Origin of the sequence: Pseudoalteromonas distincta (assembly GCF_000814675.1) — a bacterium.
Lineage (GTDB): Bacteria > Pseudomonadota > Gammaproteobacteria > Enterobacterales > Alteromonadaceae > Pseudoalteromonas > Pseudoalteromonas distincta.
On record NZ_JWIG01000001.1, the window covers coordinates 248,680 to 274,111 of the forward strand.

The window sequence follows — 25,432 nt, forward strand, 5'->3', positions numbered from 1 at the left end:
AAATAATATCAATTTGCTTAATAATGTAAGCCCCCTTAAAAAATAATTAAGAGGGCTTTATTGATATTAAATATCCGTTTGATTATTACTACTTTCAATTAAGTATTTAATCATCTCTTCCGATTGATTTTGTACATCAACCGCAGGTGCTGCTGCATCAATGCTTCCCCCACTTTGAGCTGGAGTATAAGCAATTGCAGAGCCTTCATCCTCAACCAGTGTATTTAGCGCTATAAGCTGCTCTGCATCTTCGTTAATGATTACGTCATTAATGTTAAGTGGCTCCGCCGAACTCACTTGCACCGTTTGCTCAGGTGTTGATAGACCACTCAAGTTACCTAAATCAATCGTTTCAGTGCTTAATACGTTGTTGCTTGAAACTTCATTAGGGGTTGTATCGCCTAAAGCCGACTCTTCGCTAAATGGTTCTGCAATACTATCCCATAAACCGAATGTACTTTCAGCTGTACTCAAATTATTTTCATCTGAAACTAACTCGGAGTTATATCCTTGGTCAATAACATTGTTGTATAAATCTTTAACTAAGTAGTTACCGGCTTCATCAATGGTGATAAAACGATAGTCGCTCCAAGAACCTAAATCGAGTACAGACAATAAGTAACTCCACTCACCATTAGCATTCGATTGAACCTCTGTAGAACTTTCTAATACATTAAGGTTAATATTTAGCACATCAAGACCAAGCAAGTTATTCCCCACTACGTATACACTACTACCCTCTTCTACGGTACCAAAAGCCGTCAGACCTAAGCCTAGCAATCCAGAATAGTAGTAAACCTGAAAACTTATTGGCGTAGTATCAACAACCAATCCAGATAAACCACCACTTGAAGTAACATTTCCAGATTCATCGGTAGCGGTCGCGGTTACAGTATATACGCCATCAAGTAAGTCTGTATCCGGTGATACGCTCCATACACCCGACTCACTAGCGGACACTCCCTTGGTAACGACATTACCGCTTTCATCGATAAAGCTTACAATGATATCTTCATTAGCTCCTGCAATCCCTGTAATCTTAGGCGTGCTATCCCCCGTTAATTCTAAACCAGAATTAACTATGATGCCTGAATCAACTATGCTACTTATTGATAGCTCGCCGCTATTACCAGCGTTATCAACTACGCTTACATCAACACTGTAGTTCCCTTCATTAAGAGGTTGTGAGGCTGTAACGCTCCACGATCCGTCTTGGTTAACTGTTGTTGAAACATTATGTGTTTCACCTAGTGCGTCAGTAAACATCACCATAACAGCAGCTCCCGCAAAACTACCGGTTACCGAGCCTGTGATAGTAGGTGTGGTATCTTGACCAACTGCGATAGCATCTATAAGTACAATAGGTGCTGTGTAATCAGTGCTTGAAACCATTGTATCGCTTGATGAGTTTCCTGCAGTATCACTCACTGTCGCAGTAGCGCTAAAACGGCCTTCACTAAGCGGCGTAACAGCTATTACTGACCATGTTCCGTTAGCTCTAACTTGAGCAGTTAAAGTTTGTGAATCATTGCTTGCATCAGTAAGTACAACGCTTATGGTTGTGCCTGCAGCGGCATCACTTGTACCTGTAATCTCAGGTAGTAGGCTATTAGTTACTGATAACTGGTCAACTTTAATTGTTGGTGCTGTAAAATCAATTAATCCAACAAGACTTGTAGAGCTTGAAAGCCCTAAGTTCTCAACTGTAGCGCTTACAGTAAAGGCACCTTCAGCTAATGGCGTTGTAGGTATTAGAGTCCATTCACCTGCAATGGCTGTGGTGTTATATGTCGTTGCTGTACCGCTACTATCGGTGATAACTACTTGTACGTCACCGGCTAATACATCGGTGGTACCTGTGATAGTTGGTGTTGTATCGCTTGTATCTACAATTTGATTAATTAACAAACCAGGTAAGGTTGTACTAATAGTGCCTGTTTGTGTTGCCTTTGCCTCATTCCCGGCATTATCTATGCTAATAGCCTCAACGGTAATTTCTCCTTCAGGTAATAAAGGAGCAATGACAGACCAAGTACCATCTCCCAGAACAGTAGCAATAACTGTTTGTACTGCGCCTGATGAGTCAGTGATATTCACAGTAATTGAACTACCTGCGTCTTCATCACTATTACCTGAAATGGTAGGTGTTAGTGTATTAAGTACACCAATTACCTCAACTCCTAGCTCTGGAGGTAAAGTGTCTATGGTTACTAGCTCAGTGACCGACTCGCCTAAATTGCCTGCAGCATCAGTAATACTCGCATACACACCATATACACCATCTAATAAGCTAGTAGTTTCTAAAGACCACTTGCCATCGCTACCAATTAAGGTATTAAATACCGTTTTTTCACCATTACTACCAATAACAGTTACATCAATGTCTGTACCTTCAGGCTCTTCAGAACTACCTGAAATAGTTAATATATCGGTATTGCTAATAGCCAATGGCAAAATACTTACCACTGGCACTAGTGAATCAACTACGAACTCGAGAGTATCAGTTACTACGTTTCCTGCATCATCGGTAATACTCACATTAGCAACGTGTTGCCCTTCAGATAATGCATCAACTTCAAGTGAAAATAACCCAGCTGCATTAACCGTAGTTGTTAGCACTGAGCCACCATCAAGTTGTATTTCAACTACACCGTTAATTAAATCACTGGTACCTTGAATAATCGGAGTGGAGTCTGATGTTGTGCCAATAACACCTAAGATTAGTGTTGGCGATATTGTATCCACCACATCCGTAAGTAGCTGCGTCGTAGTAATGCCTACTTCACTTAACACATTAACAGTGACTTTAAACACTCCTTCAGCCAATGATTGAGGAACTTGTACAGCCCATGAATTATCTGCCTGCACTATGGCAACCAAATCTTGTGCTATGTTATCGCTATCTACCACTCTAACTAGCACTTCAGTGCCTGGTGCTTGGTCGGTCGTACCGCTAATTATTGGCAAATCTCCATCACCAGTTACAAAGTCAACAACTGCGGTAAGTAATGGCGTTGAGGCATCTACATCTGCAGTCGTTATAGTAGTGGTGTTACCCGCTTCATCGGTTGCAGTGGCTTCAACAACGGATAGGCCAATAATATTAACTGCCAGGCCTAATAACACCCAATCGCCATTGGCATCGGTGGTTACATCGTATGTTAAGTTAGCCAAATCACCTGCTAATTCTAAATTAACAGTGACTGTTTTACCTTCACCTAAATCAGAGGTGCCAGATAAAGATACAAGCTGCCCCAACAAGAACGAAGGCACAATAGTAAGCTCTGGCCCTACTGTATCTACTTCGCCACCCGTTTTACTATCAACAGAGGTATTTCCTGCGCTATCAGTAATCGTTGCCGTAACACTGTAAACACCTTCTGCTAATTCGTTGTCTGCAGCGGCTTGCCAGTCTCCATTAGCATCCGTTTGCACGGTAATTTGATGAGAAACTCCAGCAGAATCAGTAAAGGTAACAATAACGTTTGTATTTGCCTCGTTAGACGTACCTGTAATCAATGGAGTGCTATCTTGAGTTAGTATTAATGAACTTTGATCAATACTAATTTCGGGAGCAATTGTATCAATGGTTGCTGTATTTGTTGCGCCCCCGGTATTACCCGCGCTGTCAGTAACAAATACTTCAACTGAATAATCTCCTTGTGATAGAGAGCTAGTTGCCTCTACAGACCATACACCACCCGTTTGAACTGTTGTATTTACAGTATGCTTATTCCCGAGTGCATCGGTAAATATCACAGCAACTGCATTACCTACCATGGCACCTGTCACGCTCCCTGAAATACTTGGAGTTAGATCGGTACTTCCAACAATATCGTTAATAGTCACAACAGGTGCTGTTATATCAACTTCCCCTGTAATACTTGTGTTTACAGGATTACCTGCAGTATCTGTTGTTGAAGCTAAAACCGTGTAAGTGCCCTCGCTCAACTCTGTACTTGCAGCGACTGACCATGTGCCATTTGCACCAACAGTAGCATTAACCGTTTGCTCGACACCTAAGCTATCTGTAATTAAAATAGCGACTATGGCGCCTTGTGGAGCTGTAGTTGTGCCTGAAATTGTTGGCGTTGTATCATTTGAAATTGTAAGCGGTGTAATATTAAGGGCTGGTGGAGTTAAATCGATAACACCGCTACCTGTTGTATTACTCGTTAAGCCTCCTTCAGTTACACTTGCCGAAACAGTAAATTCACCTTCAGGTAGAATATCTGTCGCATCAACACTCCAGATCCCACCTACCACAGTTGTAGTTACAGTATGTGAAACGTTATTAACGTCAGTTATGACAACCGTGATTTCTGTATTATCTGCCGCACTACTTGTACCTGATATTGCTGGTGTTTGATCGTTTGTATCAACAATTGTATTAATATTAATTGTAGGCGCATTGGTATTTAACATTGCGGTACTATTTGCAACTGATTCATTCCCTGCGGCATCAGTAACACTTGCAGAAACTGTAACTTCACCATCAGTCAGTGCATCTGTAATATCTACAGTCCAAGCACCACCTGCACCAACAACAGTTGTGTAAGTCTCGGTACTATCTCCATCGGTCACAGTTACTGTAATACTCGTGTTTTCAGGTTCATTGGATGTGCCTGAAACAGTTGGCGTGCTGTCATTAATTGTACCTAATGCGTTTATAGTAATACTTGGTGCTTGAGTATCAATAAAGCTCGAGCCTGTATCCACTCCTTGATTGCCAGCATCATCGGTAATACTTACCTCTACATCATAATTACCATCAGGCAAACTTGGCGCTGTAACTTGCCAATCGCCGTTAGCATCAACTATTGCGGTTAAAGTATGTATATCACCGTTGCTATCTGTAATGACTATATCGACCACCGTATCCTGTGGTTCAGTTGAAGTACCATTTATAACTGGTGTCTCAGTGTTAAATACAGTTATGTCATTAAGTACAATAACAGGTACTTGGGTATCAATTGTTAAATCAATAGTCGTGCTGCTGGTATTATTAGCGTCATCGGTAATACTTACTTGCGCCGTATAATCACCATCAACAAGTGCTACGGGGACATCTACTTGCCAATTGCCATCAGTACCCACTGTTGCTGTTAGTGTTTGACCACCAATAATAATGCTTACATCTGCACCTATCTCATTACTCGTACCTGAAATTGTAGGGGTTGTATCTATTGTCGCGTTAACTTCGTTCACAATTAATGTAGGAGCAACGCTATCTATTTCACCTTGAGCTTCCTGCGTTGTTAAATTACCAACACTGTCTCTAACCTCTGCAACAACAGTGTATTGACCTTGCGCTAGCTCTGCAGGTACAGCAACAGACCAGTCGCCACCGGCTTGAACTGTCGCAGTAAACGCTTGGCTTTCTCCTTCATTATCAGTCACGGTTATATTAATTACAGTGCCTTGCCCCATATCGGTGGTGCCGCTAATTACTGGCGTACTGTCATTAGATAAAGCATCAACACTAACGGTTAGTTCTGGCGCTACGTTATCAAAATCAAGTGTATTGATTGTTCTTACATTACCGGCGGCATCCGTTGCACTGGCAGTCACATAGGCAAGGTTTAGTAATGGTACTGTTATGTTTGCAAGCCCCCACGTACCATCAGGATTTGTTGTCGCTGTATAAGTTGCACCAACTAATCCCCCAACTAGGTACTCTGTAATAGTGATTACAGAGCCTCCCGGTAAATCAGAATCCCCCGAAAGAGAAACTAAATTACCTAATAAAAACGATGGAATAATTTCAAGATCCGGAGCGGTTATATCCACTTCGCCAGTGTCTGTACCTGTGCCGGTGTTGCCCGCCGCATCAGTGATGCTGGCGCTGACGCTGTAATTACCTTCGGCTAAATCAGTCGTTGGTGCCGCACTCCAGTTACCATTGGCATCGGTTTGTACATCAATGCTTTGAGTGGCATTTGCTGCATCTGTAAACGTCACCGTGATGGTGCTGTTAGGTGCATCACTAGTGCCTGTCACTGTAGGCGTGCTGTCGTTTGTTAATACTGGCGCATCTACACTCACACTTGGTGCTGTGGTATCAATGGTGCCGTTGCCGGTAATATCGGTGCTGTTTCCTGCCACATCGCTAATACTTGCTTCGATGCTATATGGTCCTTCTGCCAAGGCAGTCGGTACTTCTATAGAGAAGTTGCCATCGGCATCCACCGTGGTGGTGAACGTTTGTGTATTGCCTTGATCGTCCACCACGGTGAAGCTAATAACCGTGCCCTCAACGGCATCACTTGTGCCACTGAGTGTCGGAGTAATATCGTTGCTTGAGCCTGGGCTGGTAAGTACAAGTGTCGGTGCAGTGGTATCTATTTCACCAGTGCCTGTGGCGATGGTGTCGTTGCCTGCCACATCTTCAACACTCGCGCTAATGGTGTATGCACCTTCTGCGAGTGCTATCGGTACAGGGGTTGACCACGTGCCATTGGCTAGTACGGTGGCGCTCATTGTTTGCGCTGCGCCGCTGCTGTCGGTGACAACAATGGTTACTTCACTGCCTTGCGGTGCATCGCTGGTACCTGCAATCGTTGGCGTGGTGTCGTTGCCTACACCGTTGTCGGTAATAACAAGGCTCGGACCAGTAAGGTCTATCTGACCTGTCTCGGTGGCGCTGCCGATATTACCTAGGCCATCGTCTACCTGTGCAGTGACAGTATATTCGCCTTCGGCTAAATCAGTTGGTGCATCGACACTCCATACGCCACCCGTTACGGTTGTATCAACAGTCGTAATATTCCCTGCACTGTCTTCAAACGTTAAGCTAATGGTGGTGTTATCTGCCGCATCGCTTGTACCATTAATGGTTGGGGTGGTGTCGTTGGTGTCAACCAGTGCATTAATACTAATGCTTGGGGCCGTGGTGTTGAGTGTTGCGGTTTCACTTAATGTAGTGGTATTACCGGCGTTATCACTAACGCTTGCTTCGATAGTGAGTGGACCATCAGTTAACGCGTTCGGTACATCTGCTGACCAACTGCCATCGGCTTGTACTGTCGCGGTGAACGTTTCTGTATTATCTGCATCCGTGACGTTAATCGTTATAACCGTGCCTGCTGGCGCGTTCGATGTCCCGCTAATTGTTGGGGTGCTGTTATTCGTGGCGCCGACTGTGTCTAACGTCAGTGTCGGCGCTAAGGTATCTAAGTTGCCTGTTTGTGTCGCACCGCCGGTGTTGCCTGCATCATCGGTGATACTGGCTTGCACGGTGTAGCTTCCATCTGGTAATTCAGGGCTGGTTGCTTGCCAATCACCGTTTGCATCCACGGTGGCGGTGATGGGGTGTTCATCACCGTTACTGTCGGTAATAACAATGTTTACAACCGTGCCTTCAGGCTCCGTTGAGGTACCACTGACAACAGGGGTGCTGTCGTTGCCAAGGCCCAGTGCATCAACGGTGACGATTGGCGTAATAGTATCCACATTACCACTGCTGTTTGCGGTGCTCTCATTGCCTGCCGCATCAGTAATACTCGCGCTTACAGTAAAGTCACCTTGTGCAAGGGCTGTTGACACTTCAATGTTCCAGTGGCCATCGCTGCCAACTAGGGCCTCAATGTTTTGCACAGCACCTGCGCTGTCGGTGATGGTGAGTGTAACAGTGCCACCAATTTCATTACTGGTGCCCTGCAGCTCGGGTGTTAAGTCGCTAACATCGCCTACGTTTTGAATGGTGAGTATTGGCGCTTGTGTGTCGATGGTACTGGTATCACTCACGGTGGTTTCATTGCCGACACTGTCGCGTACACTCACTTCAATGGTGCTTTGACCTTCACTTAATGGTGTGGTTGGAGTGGCACTCCAATTACCATCCGCATCAACAAGGGCGGTGATGGTTTGTGGGTTGCCGTTGCTGTCGGTAACGACTATCGTCACTTGTGCCCCTTCGCCTGCATCACTTGTACCGCTTATGATTGGCGTGTTGCTGTCGCTTTGTGCTGCAACATCAACCGTGAGTGTTGGCGGTGTATTATCAAAGTCATCTGAGCTAATTGTACGGGTATTACCTGCGGCATCGGTCGCTGTGGCGATCACTGAGCCAACATCAAGTAACGATACATCTAATCCGACTAATGACCAGTTGCCATCCGCATCTGTTGTAGTGGTATATGTTGCACCAATACCACCGCCTACCAGTTGCTCGGTAATAGTAATTTCACTGCCTGCTGGCAAGTCAGACGTACCACTTAAAGTAACCAATAAACCAAGTTCAAACGTTGGCGTAAAGGCAAGGGTTGGCGGAGTTACATCCACTTCGCCGCTGTCAGTGCCGGTGCCTGTGTTGCCTGCGGCATCGGTGATGCTGGCGCTGACATTGTAATTACCTTCGACTAAATCAGTCGTTGGTGTCGCACTCCAGTTACCATTGGCATCGGTTTGTACATCAATGCTTTGAGTAGCATTTGCTGCATCTGTAAACGTCACCGTGATGGTGCTATTAGGTGCATCACTAGTCCCTGTTACTGTGGGCGTGCTGTCGTTGGTGAGTACTGGCGCATCTACACTCACACTTGGTGCTGTGGTATCAATGGTGCCGTTGCCGGTAATATCGGTGCTGTTGCCTGCCGCATCGCTAATACTTGCTTCGATGCTGTATGGTCCATCAGCCAATGCAGTCGGTACTTCCACTGAGAAGTTGCCATCAGCATCAACCGTGGTCGTAAAGGTTTGTGTATTGCCTTGATCGTCCACAACCGCGAAGTTAATAACGGTGCCTTCAACGGCATCACTTGTGCCACTGAGTGTCGGGGTGATGTCATTACTTGAACCTGGATTCGTTAGGATCAATGTCGGTGCGGTGGTGTCTATTTCACCTGCGCCTGTAGCGATGGTGTCGTTGCCTGCCACATCTTCAACACTCGCGCTAATGGTGTATGCACCTTCTGCGAGTGCTATCGGTACAGGGATTGACCACGTGCCATTGGCTAGTACGGTGGCGCTCATTGTTTGCGCTGCGCCGCTGCTGTCGGTGACAACAATGGTTACTTCACTGCCTTGCGGTGCATCGCTGGTACCTGCAATCGTTGGCGTGGTGTCGTTGCCTACACCGTTGTCGGTAATAACAAGGCTCGGACCAGTAAGGTCTATCTGACCTGTCTCGGTGGCGCTGCCGATATTACCTAGGCCATCGTCTACCTGTGCAGTGACAGTATATTCGCCTTCGGCTAAATCAGTTGGTGCATCGACACTCCATACGCCACCCGTTACGGTTGTATCAACAGTCGTAATATTCCCTGCACTGTCTTCAAACGTTAAGCTAATGGTGGTGTTATCTGCCGCATCGCTTGTACCATTAATGGTTGGGGTGGTGTCGTTGGTGTCAACCAGTGCATTAATACTAATGCTTGGGGCCGTGGTGTTGAGTGTTGCGGTTTCACTTAATGTAGTGGTATTACCGGCGTTATCACTAACGCTTGCTTCGATAGTGAGTGGACCATCAGTTAACGCGTTCGGTACATCTGCTGACCAACTGCCATCGGCTTGTACTGTCGCGGTGAACGTTTCTGTATTATCTGCATCCGTGACGTTAATCGTTATAACCGTGCCTGCTGGCGCGTTCGATGTCCCGCTAATTGTTGGGGTGCTGTTATTCGTGGCGCCGACTGTGTCTAACGTCAGTGTCGGCGCTAAGGTATCTAAGTTGCCCGTTTGTGTTGCACCGCCGGTGTTGCCTGCATCATCGGTGATACTGGCTTGCACGGTGTAGCTTCCATCTGGTAATTCAGGGCTGGTTGCTTGCCAATCACCGTTTGCATCCACAGTAGCGGTGATGGGGTGTTCATCACCGTTGCTGTCAGTAATAACAATGTTTACAACAGTGCCTTCAGGCTCTGTTGAGGTACCACTAATAACTGGGGTGCTATCGTTGCCAAGGCCCAGTGTATCAACGGTGACGATTGGCGTAATAGTATCTACATTACCACTGCTGTTTGCTGTGCTCTCGTTGCCTGCCACATCGGTAATACTCGCGCTTACTGTAAAGTCACCTTGCGCAAGCGCACTGGGGATTTCAATATCCCAGTGGCCATCACTTTCAACGGTGGTGGTAATGGTTTGCACGACGCCGTCGCTGTCGGTCACGGTAAGTGTGACTGTGCCACCAACTTCGTTACTGGTGCCTTGTAATGTCGGTGTTAGGTCGTTTACATCGCCTACATTTTGTATCGTAAGTGTTGGCGCTTGCGTGTCGATGGTACTGGTATCACTCACGGTGGTTTCATTGCCGACACTGTCGCGTACACTCACTTCAATGGTGCTTTGACCTTCACTTAATGGTGTGGTTGGAGTGGCACTCCAATTACCATCCGCATCAACAAGGGCGGTGATGGTTTGTGGGTTGCCGTTGCTGTCGGTAACGACTATCGTCACTTGTGCCCCTTCGCCTACATCACTTGTGCCGCTTATGATTGGCGTGTTGCTGTCACTTTGTGCATCCACGTCAACCGTCAGCGTAGGCGGTGTATTATCAAAGTCATCTGAGCTAATTGTACGGGTATTACCTGCGGCATCGGTCGCTGTGGCGATCACTGAGCCTAAGTTCAGTAATGAGATATCAATACCAGTCAGTGACCAGTTACCATTGGCGTCAGTGGTTGTGGTGTAACTTACGCCCACACCGCCGCCAACAAGTTGCTCAGTAATGGTAATTTCACTGCCAGCCGGTAAATCAGAGGTGCCGTTTAATAACACTAATGAACCTAATAAGAAGGTAGGTGTAAACGCTAAATCTGGCGGTGTTATATCTACTTCGCCTGTATCTGTACCTGTACCAGTGTTACCTGCGGCATCGGTGATGCTGGCGCTGACATTGTAATTACCTTCAGCTAATGTGCCTGTTGGTGTCGCACTCCAGTTACCATTAGCATCGGTTTGTACATCAATACTTTGAGTAGCATTTGCTGCATCTGTAAACGTCACCGTGATGGTGCTGTTAGGCGCATCACTGGTGCCTGTCACAGTTGGCGTGCTGTCGTTAGTGAGTGCAGGCGCATCCACGCTCACACTTGGCGCTGTGGTATCGATGTTACCGCTGGCGGTAATATCGTTGCTGTTGCCCGCTGCATCGCTAATACTTGCTTCGATGCTGTATGGCCCTTCAGCCAATGCAGTCGGTACTTCCACTGAGAAGTTGCCATCAGCATCAACCGTGGTGGTGAACGTTTGCTCGGCCCCTAAATCATCCGTTACGGTGAAGCTGATCACTGTGCCCTCAGGGGCATCACTGGTACCGCTTAACGTTGGGGTTACGTCGTTACTTGAACCTGGGCTGGTTAACTCAAGTGTCGGTGCAACAGTATCTACTTCTCCTGCGCCTGTGGCCGTCGCGGCATTACCCGCCGTATCGCTTACGCTTGCAGTTACTGTATAACTGCCTTCAGCAAGTACTTGTGAGGCGGCCACACTCCAGGTGCCATTAACCCCGAGCGTAGTTGTAACCGTATGAGTAACGTTATTGCTGTCGGTGATTTCAACCGTCACGGTACTACCTTGCGGTGCGTTCGCGGTACCAGTGATCGTTGGAGTGGTATCGTTTGTTACGCTCAGTGTATCAACTTCAATCGCTGGCATAGTGGTGTCAATAATACCGGTTTCAGTGGCACTGCCGATATTTCCTAGGCCGTCATCTACCTCGGCGGTGACCGTGTATTCGCCTTCGGCTAAATCAGCTGGGGCATCAACGCTCCATACGCCACCCGTTACGGTCGTATCAACAGTCGTAATATTCCCTGCACTGTCTTCAAACGTTAGGCTGATGGTGGTGTTATCTGCCGCATCGCTTGTACCATTAATGGTTGGGGTGGTGTCGTTCGTGTCAACCAATGCATTAATACTGATACTTGGGGCCGTGGTGTTGAGTGTTGCGGTTTCACTTAACGTGGTGGTGTTGCCTGCACTGTCACTGACGCTTGCTTCGATAGTGAGTGGACCATCAGTTAACGCGTTTGGTACATCTGCTGACCAACTGCCATCGGCTTGTACTGTTGCGGTAAACGTTTCTGTTGTGGTGCCGTCGCTTACACTGATGTTTATCACTGTGCCCACTGGCGCATTGCTGCTTCCGCTGATAGTTGGCGTGCTGTCGTTGGTTGCGCCCACGGTATCCAGTGTCAATGTCGGTGCTAAGGTATCTAGGTTGCCTGTTTGTGTCGCACCGCCGGTGTTGCCTGCATCATCGGTGATACTGGCTTGCACGGTGTAGCTTCCATCTGGTAATTCAGGGGTGGTTGCTTGCCAATCACCGTTTGCATCCACGGTGGCGGTGATGGGGTGTTCATCACCGTTGCTGTCAGTTATAACAATGTTTACAACCGTGCCTTCAGGCTCTGTTGAGGTACCACTGACAACAGGGGTGCTGTCGTTGCCATGGCCCAGTGCATCAACGGTGACGATTGGCGTAATAGTATCCACATTACCACTGCTGTTTGCTGTGCTCTCGTTGCCTGCCGCATCAGTAATACTCGCGCTTACAGTAAAGTCACCTTGTGCAAGGGCTGTTGACACTTCAATGTTCCAGTGGCCATCGCTGCCAACTAGGGCCTCAATGTTTTGCACAGCACCTGCGCTGTCGGTGATGGTGAGTGTAACAGTGCCACCAATTTCATTACTGGTGCCCTGCAGCTCAGGTGTTAAGTCGCTAACATCGCCTACGTTTTGAATGGTGAGCGTTGGCGCTTGCGTGTCGATGGTACTGGTATCACTCACTGTAGTTTCGTTGCCGACACTGTCGCGTACACTCACTTCAATGGTGCTTTGACCTTCACTTAATGGTGTGGTTGGAGTGGCGCTCCAATTACCATCCGCATCAACAAGGGCGGTGATGGTTTGTGGGTTGCCATCGCTGTCAGTCACCACAATAGTGACTTGCGCGCCTTCGCCCGCATCGCTCGTGCCGCTTATGATTGGCGTGTTGCTATTACTTTGTGCTGCAACATCAACAGTGAGTGTTGGTGGCGTATTATCAAAGTCATCTGAGCTAATTGTCCGTGTATTACCTGCGGCATCGGTTGCTGTGGCGATCACTGAGCCAACATCAAGTAACGATACATCTAATCCGACTAATGACCAGTTGCCATCCGCATCTGTTGTAGTGGTATATGTTGCACCAATACCACCGCCTACCAGTTGCTCGGTAATGGTAATTTCACTGCCTGCTGGCAAGTCAGACGTCCCACTTAGGGTAACCAATAAACCAAGCTCAAAGGTCGGCGTAAAGGCAAGTGCCGGTGGAGTAATATCCACTTCACCACTGTCTGTGCCGGTACCTGTGTTGCCTGCGGCATCAGTGATGCTGGCGCTGACGCTATAATTCCCTTCGGCTAAATCAGTCGCTGGGGTCGCGTTCCAGTTACCGTTTATATCCGTTTGTACATCAATGCTTTGAGTGGCATTTGCTGCATCTGTAAACGTCACCGTGATGGTGCTGTTAGGCGCATCACTGGTGCCTGTCACTGTGGGCGTGCTGTCGTTTGTTAATACTGGCGCATCTACACTCACACTTGGTGCTGTGGTATCAATGGTGCCGTTGCCGGTAATATCGGTGCTGTTTCCTGCCACATCGCTGATGTTGGCGGTGATCGTGTACGGCCCTTCTGCCAAGGCCGTCGGTACTTCTATAGAGAAGTTGCCATCGGCATCCACCGTGGTGGTGAACGTTTGTGTATTGCCTTGATCGTCCACTACCGTGAAGTTAATAACGGTACCTTCAACGGCATCACTTGTGCCACTGAGTGTCGGGGTGATGTCATTACTTGAACCAGGATTCGTTAGGAGCAGTGTCGGTGCAGTCGTGTCTACTTCACCAGTGCCTGTGGCAGTGGCTTCGTTGCCTGCGGCATCGCTCACACTGGCGATCACTGTAAAGGTGCCTTCAGCCAGCACTTGCGTGGCAGCTACGCTCCATGTGCCATTAACCCCTAATGTGGTCGTTACGGTATGAGTAATATTATTACTGTCGGTGATTTCAACGCTCACGGTGCTGCCTTGTGGCGCATTCGCTGTGCCGGTGATCGTAGGTGTTGTGTCATCAGTCACTGTTACATCATTTACGGCAATATTAGGAATGGTCGTATCCACTACACCATTTTCTGTTGCTATACTTGTATTGCCGCTTCCATCTGTAACACTCGCTTCAACTTCATAACTGCCTTCAGCCAAGTCAACAGGAGCTTCAACACTCCAGATACCGTCTGTAACAGTTGTTTGTACCGTGTTTGTTATGTCATTACTGTCCGTGAAACTGACGGTGATAATAGTGCCATTTGCTGCACTGCTGGTACCGCTCACATTCGGCGTTGTATCATTTGTATCCATTAATGCATCAATATTAATACTCGGTGCATTGGTATCCAATGTTGCGCCTTCACTTAACGTAGTGGTGTTGCCTGCACTGTCACTAACGCTTGCTTCAATAGTGAGTGGACCATCAGTTAACGCGTTCGGTACATCTGCTGACCAACTGCCATCGGCTTGTACTGTTGCAGTAAACGTTTCTGTATTATCTGCATCCGTGACGTTAATCGTTATAACCGTGCCTGCTGGCGCGTTCGATGTCCCGCTAATTGTTGGCGTGCTGTTATTCGTGGCACCGACTGTGTCTAACGTCAACGTTGGCGCTAAGGTATCTAGGTTGCCCGTTTGTGTCGCACCGCCGGTGTTACCTGCATCATCGGTGATACTGGCTTGCACGGTGTAGCTTCCATCCGGTAATTCAGGACTGGTTGCTTGCCAATCACCGTTTGCATCCACGGTGGCGGTGATGGGGTGTGCATCACCGTTGCTGTCGGTAATAACAATGTTTACAACCGTGCCTTCAGGCTCTGTTGAAGTACCACTAATCACTGGGGTGCTGTCGTTACCCAAGCCCAGTGCATCAACGGTGACAACTGGCGTAATAGTATCCACATTACCACTGCTGTTTGCTGTGCTCTCGTTGCCTGCCGCATCGGTAATACTCGCGCTTACAGTAAAGTCACCTTGTGCAAGCGCACTGGGGATTTCAATATCCCAGTGGCCATCACTTTCAACGGTGGTGGTAATGGTTTGCACGACGCCGTCGCTGTCGGTCACGGTAAGTGTGACTGTGCCACCAACTTCGGTACTGGTGCCTTGTAATGTCGGTGTTAGGTCGTTTACATCGCCTACATTTTGTATCGTAAGTGTTGGCGCTTGCGTGTCGATAGTGGTGGTTTCACTCACGGTGGTTTCGTTGCCGACACTGTCGCGTACGCTCACTTCAATCGTGCTTTCGCCTTCGCTTAGCGGTGTACTTGGTGTAGCACTCCAATCGCCATTTGCATCCACAAGCGCTGTGATGGTTTGTGGGTTGCCTGCGCTATCAGTAACCACTATGGTCACTTGCGCCCCTTCGCCTGCATCACTTGTGCCGCTTATGATTGGCGTGTTGCTGTCGCTTTGTGCTGCAACATCAACCGTGAGTGTTGGCGGTGTGTTATCAAAGTCATCTGAGCTAATTGTCCGTGTATTACCTGCGGCATCGGTGGCTGTTGCGATCACTGAGCCAACATCAAGTAACGATACATCTAATCCGACTAATGACCAGTTGCCATCTGCATCTGTTGTGGTGGTGTATGTTGCACCAATACCACCGCCTACCAGTTGCTCGGTAATGGTAATTTCACTGCCTGCTGGCAAGTCAGACGTACCACTTAAAGTAACCAATAAACCAAGTTCAAACGTTGGTGTAAAGGCAAGCGCCGGTGGAGTAATATCCACTTCGCCACTGTCTGTGCCTATGCCTGTGTTACCTGCCGCATCGGTGATGCTGGCGCTGACGCTATAATTACCTTCGACTAAATCAGTCGTTGGTGCCGCACTCCAGTTACCATTGGCATCGGTTTGTACATCAATGCTTTGAGTAGCATTTGCTGCATCTGTAAACGTCACCGTGATGGTGCTGTTAGGTGCATCACTGGTGCCTGTCACAGTTGGCGTGCTGTCGTTAGTGAGTACTGGCGCATCCACGCTCACACTTGGCGCTGTGGTATCGATGTTACCGCTGGCGGTAATATCGTTGCTGTTGCCCGCTGCATCGCTAATACTTGCTTCGATGCTGTATGGCCCTTCAGCCAATGCAGTCGGTACTTCCACTGAGAAGTTGCCATCAGCATCAACCGTGGTGGTGAACGTTTGCTCGGCCCCTAAATCATCCGTTACGGTGAAGCTGATCACTGTGCCCTCAGGGGCATCACTGGTACCGCTTAACGTTGGGGTTACGTCGTTACTTGAACCTGGGCTGGTTAACTCAAGTGTCGGTGCAACAGTATCTATTTCTCCTGCGCCTGTGGCCGTCGCGGCATTACCCGCCGTATCGCTTACGCTTGCAGTTACTGTATAACTGCCTTCAGCAAGTACTTGTGAGGCGGCCACACTCCAGATGCCATTAACCCCGAGCGTAGTTGTAACCGTATGAGTAACGTTATTGCTGTCGGTGATTTCAACCGTCACGGTACTACCTTGCGGTGCGTTCGCGGTACCAGTGATCGTTGGAGTGGTATCGTTTGTTACGCTCAGTGTATCAACTTCAATCGCTGGCATAGTGGTGTCAATAATACCGGTTTCAGTGGCACTGCCTATATTTCCTAGGCCGTCATCTACCTCGGCGGTTACCGTGTATTCACCTTCAGCTAAATCAGTTGGTGCATCAACGCTCCATACGCCACCCGTTACGGTCGTATCAACAGTCGTAATATTCCCTGCACTGTCTTCAAACGTTAAGCTGATGATAGTGCCATCTGCTGCATCGCTTGTACCATTAATGGTTGGCGTGGTGTCGTTGGTATCAACCAAGGCATTAATGCTAATACTTGGTGCGGTGGTGTTCAGTGTCGCGGTTTCACTTAATGTGGTGGTGTTACCGGCGCTATCGCTCACGCTGGCTTCAATAGTAAGCTCTCCATCAGCTAATGCTGTCGGTACATCTGCTGACCAACTGCCGTCGGCTTGTACTGTCGCGGTGAGCGTTTCGGTTGTGGTGCCATCGCTCACACTGATATTTATCACTGTGCCCACTGGCGCATTGCTGCTTCCGCTGATAGTTGGGGTGCTGTCGTTGGTCGCGCCCACGGTATCCAGTGCCAATGTCGGTGCTAAGGTATCAAGAGTGCCTGATTGAACGGCGCCGCCGGTGTTTCCTGCCGCATCGGTAATGCTGGCTTGTACGCTGTAGCTTCCATCTGGTAATTCAGGGCTGGTTGCTTGCCAATCACCGTTTGCATCCACGGTGGCAGTAATTGGATACTCATCACCATTACTGTCGGTAATAACAATGTTTACAACCGTGCCTTCAGGCTCTGTTGAAGTGCCACTAATCACTGGGGTGCTGTCGTTACCCAAGCCCAGTGCATCAACGGTGACGATTGGCGTAATAGTATCCACATTACCACTGCTGTTTGCTGTGCTCTCGTTGCCTGCCGCATCGGTAATACTAGCGCTTACAGTAAAGTCACCTTGTGCAAGGGCTGTTGACACTTCAATAGCCCAGTGACCATCGCTGCCAACTAGGGTCTCAATGGTTTGCACAGCACCTGCGCTGTCGGTGATGGTGAGTGTAACAGTGCCACCAATTTCATTACTGGTGCCCTGAAGCTCAGGTGTTAAATCGCTAACATCGCCTACGGTTTGAATGGTTAATGTGGGTGCTTGCGTGTCTAACGTAATTGTATCTGTAACTGTTGTTGTATTACCGGCTTCATCAGACACACTTACTTCTATGGTGTTATCACCTTCATTTAAATCTGTTTGCGGCGTTACTTCCCAATTACCATTTGCATCTACTGTGGTGGTAAGTGTTTGTTCAACTCCATTTTCATCTGTAATAACCACCGTGATACTAGTACCAACTTCTGCATCACTAGTACCTGAAATGGTAGGCGTTGAGTCGTTGGTTACAGTATCAAAGTCAACGGTTAAGCTAGGCCCTGATGTATCTATGTTGCCTGTAGCCGTATCTGAAGCACTATTTCCTGCTGCATCAGATACTTCAGCTTCTACAGAATAATCGCCCGAGGCCAACTCTTGAGAAAGTTCAACACTCCAATTACCATCGGCATCTGTTGTTGTGCTAAATGTGCGAACAACCCCTTGAGAATCAGTAACCGTTAAATTTATAACTGTGCCTGCAACTACGTCAGTTGTGTTACCAGAAATAACCGGTGTTGTATCATTACTTGTTTCTAGTTCATTTACTTGTATGGTTGGAGGCGTAATATCAATTACAGCATCAAGCTCTGCATTTGCGCTTCCACCACCTATGTCTGTTACTGTCGCACTAATTAAAATGGTGCCTTCAGCCAAATCGGCTGGCGGAGTAACACTCCATAGCCCGTTTTCATCAACAGTTGTAGTTAAAGTAATTACTGCACCCGCAGAGTCAGTGATCTGAACTTCAACCGGCGAGCCAACTTGTGCATTAAAAGTATCACCATTTATTTGAGGGGTTTGATCGTTAGTTTCGCCGATAACATCAATGGTAATAGTCAATGCGCTTGTATCAATTGTGCCTGAAGCACTTGCTGTGCCTTCATTACCAGCGCTATCACTAATACTTGCATCTACAGAGTAGGTCCCTTCAGCTAAAGCCGCAGGTACTTCTACTGTCCAACTTCCGTCTGCAATTACTTGTGCTGAAATTGTTTGTACTGCACCATTAGCATCGGTCACTGTTAAAGTTATGGTTGAACCAGCAGGCTCCCCGCTAACCGTGCCTGAAATGGTCGGTGTTGTATCACTCGTATCGCCTAGTGCATTAATAGTAACTATTGGCGCTGTGGTATCAACCTCTCCCGTTGTTGTGGCTGTGGTTTCATTACCTGCGTTATCGGTAACCGATACTTCAACAGTAAATTCACCCTCACTTAATTCGTTCGGTACATCAACACTAAAGGTGCCATCGGCTTGTACTTCTGTGGTAATAGTTTGTGGATTACCTGCTTCATCAGTTACGGTAATAGTAACAACCGTGCCCTCTGGCTCACCCGTTGCGGTGCCTGAAATAGTTGGGGTGGTGTTGTTAGTATCACCTACAGGGTCAATAATAACTGTTGGCGCGGCAGTATCGACTTCGCCTGTTGTTGTTGCGGTAGTTTCATTACCTGCAGTATCGGTAACCGATACTTCAACCGTAAACTCACCTTCACTTAATTCATTTGGTACATCAACACTAAATGTGCCATCGGCTTGCACTTCAGTGGTAATGATTTGTGGGTTACCTGCTTCATCAGTAACTGTAATAGTAACAACCGTGCCCTCTGGCTCCCCCGTTGCGGTGCCTGAAATAGTTGGGGTGGTGTCGTTACTATCAGCCAGTGCATCTATCGTGATCACCGGTGCTAAAGTATCAACCTCACCAGTCGTAGTTGCTGTGGTTTCATTGCCCGCAGTATCGGTAACCGATACTTCAACGGTAAATTCACCTTCACTTAATTCGTTTGGTACATCCACACTAAAGCTGCCATCGGCTTGTACTTCTGTGGTAATAGTTTGTGGATTACCTGCTTCATCAGTTACGGTAATAGTAACAACTGTGCCCTCTGGCTCACCCGTTGCGGTGCCTGAAATAGTTGGGGTGGTATTGTTAGTATCACCTACGGGGTCAATAATAACTGTTGGCGCGGCAGTATCGACTTCTCCCGTTGTTGTTGCGGTAGTTTCATTACCTGCAGTATCGGTAACCGATACTTCAACAGTAAATTCACCCTCACTTAATTCGTTCGGTACATCAACACTAAAGGTGCCATCGGCTTGTACTTCTGTGGTAATAGTTTGTGGATTACCTGCTTCATCAGTTACGGTAATAGTAACAACTGTGCCCTCTGGCTCACCCGTTGCGGTGCCTGAAATAGTTGGGGTGGTATTGTTAGTATCACCTACGGGGTCAATAATAACTGTTGGCGCGGCAGTATCGACTTCTCCCGTTGTTGTTGCGGTAGTTTCATTACCTGCAGTATCGGTAACCGATACTTCAACAGTAAATTCACCCTCACTTAATTCGTTCGGTACATCAACACTAAAGGTGCCATCGGCTTGTACTTCTGTGGTAATAGTTTGTGGATTACCTGCTTCATCAGTTACGGTAATAGTAACAACCGTGCCCTCTGGCTCCCCCGTTGCGGTGCCTGAAATAGTTGGGGTGGTATTGTTAGTATCACCTACGGGGTCAATAATAACTGTTGGCGCGGCAGTATCGACTTCTCCCGTTGTTGTTGCGGTAGTTTCATTACCTGCTGTATCGGTAACCGATACTTCAACCGTAAATTCACCCTCACTTAATTCGTTCGGTACATCCACACTAAAGCTGCCATCGGCTTGTACTTCTGTGGTAATAGTTTGTGGATTACCTGCTTCATCAGTTACGGTAATAGTAACAACCGTGCCTTCTGGCTCACCCGTTGCGGTGCCTGAAATAGTTGGGGTGGTGTCGTTAGTATCACCTACTGGGTCAATAATAACTGTTGGCGCGGCAGTATCGACTTCGCCTGTTGTTGTTGCGGTAGTTTCATTACCTGCAGTATCGGTAACCGATACTTCAACAGTAAACTCACCTTCACTTAATTCATTTGGTACATCAACACTAAAGGTGCCATCGGCTTGTACTTCTGTGGTAATAGTTTGTGGATTACCAGCTTCATCAGTAACTGTAATAGTAACAACCGTGCCCTCTGGCTCCTCCGTTGCGGTGCCTGAAATAGTTGGGGTGGTGTCGTTACTATCAGCCAGTGCATCTATCGTGATCACCGGTGCTAAAGTATCAACCTCGCCAGTCGTAGTTGCTGTGGTTTCATTGCCCGCAGTATCAGTAACCGATACTTCAACCGTAAACTCACCTTCACTTAATTCGTTCGGCACATCAACACTAAAGGTGCCATCGGCTTGTACTTCAGTGGTGATTATTTGTGGATTACCTGCTTCATCAGTTACCGTAATTGTAACTAATGTGCCTTCTGGCTCACCCGTTGCGGTGCCTGAAATTGTTGGTGTGGTATCGTTAGTATCACCTATGGGGTCAATAGTAACTGTTGGCGCGGCAGTATCAACTTCGCCCGTCGTTGTTGCTGTGGTTTCATTACCTGAGGTATCGGTAACCGATACCTCAACAATAAATTCACCTTCACTTAATTCGTTCGGTACATCAACAGTGAAAGTGCCATTAGCGAGCACTTCTGTAGTGATAACTTGTTCGTTACCAGCGTCATCAGTCACGGTAATAGTAACAACCGTGCCTTCTGGCTCACCCGTCGCAGTCCCTGAAATAGTTGGAGTGGTGTCGTTACTATCAGCCAGTGCATCTATCGCGATCACCGGTGCTGAAGTATCAATTTCTCCAGTCGTAGTTGCTGTGGTTTCATTACCTGAAGTGTCAGTAACGGATACCTCAACAGTAAATTCGCCTTCACTTAATTCATTTGGTACATCCACACTAAAGGTGCCATCGGCGAGTACTTCTGTAGTGATGGTTTGTGGGTTACCTGCTTCATCAGTCACGGTAATAGTAACAACGGTGCCCTCTGGCTCGCCCGTTGCTGTGCCAGAAATTGTCGGTGTTGTATCATTGCTATCAGCCAGTGCATCAATCGTAATAGTTGGTGCGGTATTATCGATAGTTCCCTGTGCTAAAGTTTCACTTTGGTTACCTGCTTCATCGCTAACGATGGCATTAACGCTAAAGTCACCTTCAACTAACTCATTAATAGCATCAGCTGTCCAAGTACCATCAGCTAGCGTTTGTGTTGTAATTGTTTGTGTATTACCAGCAGCGTCCGTCAATGTTAACGTAACCGTTGTTCCAGCTGGCACATTTTGTACGGAACCTGAAATTGTTGGAGTAGTATCGGCGCTATCTGGGATTGCATTAATTGCTATAATTGGAGCTGATAAATCAATTATTCCAGTACCGGTATCGCTTGCTTCATTACCTGCAGCGTCTGTTACTGTTGCCGTAATTGTAAAGTCGCCTTCAGCAACAGCTTGAGTTGCACCTACTTGCCAAGTTCCATCTTCTGACACAACCGCCGTCAATGTTTGAGACTCACCATTTGCATCAGTAACTAAAACACTAACAAGGCTACCCGGAGCTGCATCACTCGTTGTTCCGCTAAATGTAGGTGTTGTATCGTTTGAATCAGCAAAGTCATTTATTGCAACTAAAGGAGGGGTGGTATCAACTGTGCCTAATTGTGAATCTTGAGCTGCGTTACCTGCATTATCAGATACATTAGCAGTTACGGTAAAATCCCCCTCACTTAAAGCAGTTGGAATCTCAATACTCCAAGTACCATCAGCACTTATAGTAGTCACTAACTGTTGCTCTGCTCCTAGACTATCGGTAACAATTAAAGTTACTTCACTGCCCGATGCTAATCCTTGGGTAGAGCCTGTAAGAGTAGGTGTTGTATCGTTTGTATCTGCAATATTGTTAATAGTCACACTTGGTGCAGTTAAATCAACCGTACCTGTAACAGTTGCAGTACTGCTATTACCAGCAGTATCACTAACACTCGCTGTTACTGTGAAATCTCCTTCACTGAGATCTGCAATAATATCCGCTGTATATGTACCATCTGTATTTGTAATTGTTGTAAGTGTTTGTTCATTACCTTCACTGTCAGTTATTACTAAGGTAACTTCTGTTCCTGCTGGTACATCAATTACGTTACCACTTACTGATGGAGTTACATCATTCGTATCCTCAATAGGATTAATCGTGATTGCAGGATCTGTTAAATCAATTTCTCCAGTTTCGCTTGCAGAAGCTGTATTACCCGCAGCATCAGTTACAGTTGCAATAACACTAAACTGGCCTTCAACTAATTCATTACTTGCCTCAATTGACCAGCTTCCGTCAGAACCAGTAACTACTTGCACGGTTTCTGCTACGCCATCGCTTCCTGTAAATGTAACGGTTACTACCGCACCAGGCTCTACGTCTTGGGTAGAGCCGCTAATTGTTGGTGTTGTATCGTTAGTATCAATAATAAAATTAATGCTTACAGTTAAATCAACATTACCTACTGCACTTGCTTGCGCCTCATTGCCCGAGTCATCTATAACCGCTGCAACTACAGTAAAGTCGCCCTCAGGCAGAGGGGTTGTTACTTGTGCAGTCCACGAACCATCTGCTTGCGTCACTGCTAGTAATGTAAATGTGCTGCCATCGCTTGCAGTAATAGTTAAAGTGATGGTTGTACCTGCAGGCACATTACCGGTGTTACCACTTAAAAATGGAGTGGTATCGTTAGTATTAGCAATTGCATCGATTTGAATTGAGATAGGAGCAAACGTTATTTCGCCGTTTGTTTGAGCAGTAGCCTCATTCCCTGCTGCATCGGTTACTGACGCAGTTGCTGTAAACTCACCACCTGGCAAGATTTCATTAGCATCAACACTCCATGTACCATCTTCATTTAATAAAGTAGTTAAAGTTTGTACGCTACCGTTTATATCGGTTACTAATACTGTAATTACAGAGCCCGCTGGGGCGTCTTCTACCCTACCTACAAATGTTGGTGTAGTATCGTTAGTATCAGCAATTGCAGTAACGGTAATATCTGGATTTGTTAAATCAACAACACCTTGGTTATTTGCTTGGGCTTGATTACCTGCAGCATCGCTTACACTTGCATCAACCTCAAACTGCCCTTCAGCCAATGGCGTAGTTACGTCAACAGACCAATCACCATCAGCGTTAGTTTGGGTTAATAATGTTTGAGTTTGACCGTTAAAATCGGTAATAACCACACTAATAATAGAGCCAGCAGGTACATCTTGCGCGTTACCTGTAATAGTTGGCGTGGTGTCTTGAGTGTCGTTAATATTATTAATTTGTACCGTAGGCGCCGTTAAATCAACTACTCCTGAATCACTTGCTAATGCTAAGTTTCCTACACTGTCGCTTACTTGTGCATCAACAGTAAAATCACCTTCGGGTAAAGGAGTCCCAACTTCTACACTCCAGCTTCCATCGGCTTGGGTAACTGCAGTTAATGTTTGTATTTGTCCTGCACTATCTGTAACAGTAATTGTTACTTGCGTGCCTTCAGGAACACCATTTGTTGTTCCAACAAGTGGTGGTGTTGAGTTATTTGTTTCATCAGTTACATTTACGGTGATTACCGGAGCAGTTAAATCTACATTCGCTAAAGCTTGATCTACAGCTTGATTTCCAGCGGCATCAATCACCACTGCGCTTACGTTAAACTCTCCTTCAGATAAAGGTGAGGTAGTAGTAACAACCCAATTTCCTAGCGCATCAACTTGAGTAACAATTGTTTGTACCGTACCTGCACTATCCGTTAACGTGACTGACACATTATCCCCAGTGTTCAACCCAGATACAGTCCCTGTTACTGTCACTGTTTGAGAAGCAGAATCGGCAACAGGATCAATAGCAATAAGCGGAGGTGTTGTATCAATTTCTATAGAAATAGTGTCGTTTATAGGGTTGCCAACAGGATCTGTCGCTTCAACAACAACGGTCACAGGGCCATCAGCAACCGGAGTTGGTAGAGTTATTTCAAAGGTACCATCAGGGCCAATCACAACACTAACTACTTGAGAATTTCCATCAACATCAGTTACCGTCACATTAACCGTTTCGCCAATTAAGTTTTCACTCGTACCGGTAATTGTTGGTTGTGATGAATTAGTAACGCCCAGCTCATTAAGTGAAATAGAAGCCGAAGTTGCGTCAGGCACAATACCATCAGAGGTATCTCTTAAATTAAAAGCTTCAGTAGCGCTTTGATCAAAAGAAGAATCAAAAGTAACACTACTAGGATCAACACTTTCAGAAATTCGGGTTAACTGTACAAACGAACTACCTCCATCTGCACCAGCTGCATTACCGCCACCAGCGGCTGTTGCCTCTAAATTATCTAAAATGTCCCCATCACCCTCTAATGCATCTAAAAAATCTGTTACATCAGAATTAGCCGCTGTTGATGGGTCTTGCTCTGCCCCTAAATCTAAGCTTGCAATTGCTTCATCTAAACTTTCATCAAAAACAGTTGTTTCGCTAGAATCTCTGGCTTCTTTAGTTAATAAGTCTGGTGTTATTTTTACCTTTTGATTTGCGGGTATAGATAAGGTTTCACCTTGCACATCAATTTGTAAAGACGATTTAATAGCAGTAACAACTAAATCCCCCACGGTGATAGTGTCACCAACATTTAATGCTCTTATTGACCCATCATCCAGCACAACACCTGCCGAGCCTTGAATATCAATAATTACCAGTTGATTTGCTTCCATTTTGGTACCCTCAAACTTTTTAAAATAACAATCTAATAAGTTAAAGGTAGGACAAAAAAGCCACATAGATACTGTACTCAAGTACAGGTTTAGAAGAAAAATTCAAAAATAAAAATCAACAAGAAAGTGGTAGAAATTT

General features: G+C 46.6%; 1 protein-coding gene. It reads right to left on the reverse strand.

Annotation, left to right across the window (positions count from 1 at the left end; genetic code table 11):
* Positions 1-66: 66 nt before the first annotated feature.
* A complete protein-coding gene (locus QT16_RS01165) occupies positions 67-25,293 on the reverse strand; it encodes an Ig-like domain-containing protein (RefSeq protein ID WP_039484693.1) in 25,227 nt (8,408 codons plus the stop codon).
* Positions 25,294-25,432 lie beyond the last annotated feature (139 nt).

What these genes read in the sequence shown, in the direction of transcription:
- QT16_RS01165 (WP_039484693.1), bottom strand. Translation starts at nt 25,293, where the DNA reads ATGGAAGCAAATCAACTGGTAATTATTGATATTCAAGGCTCGGCAGGT.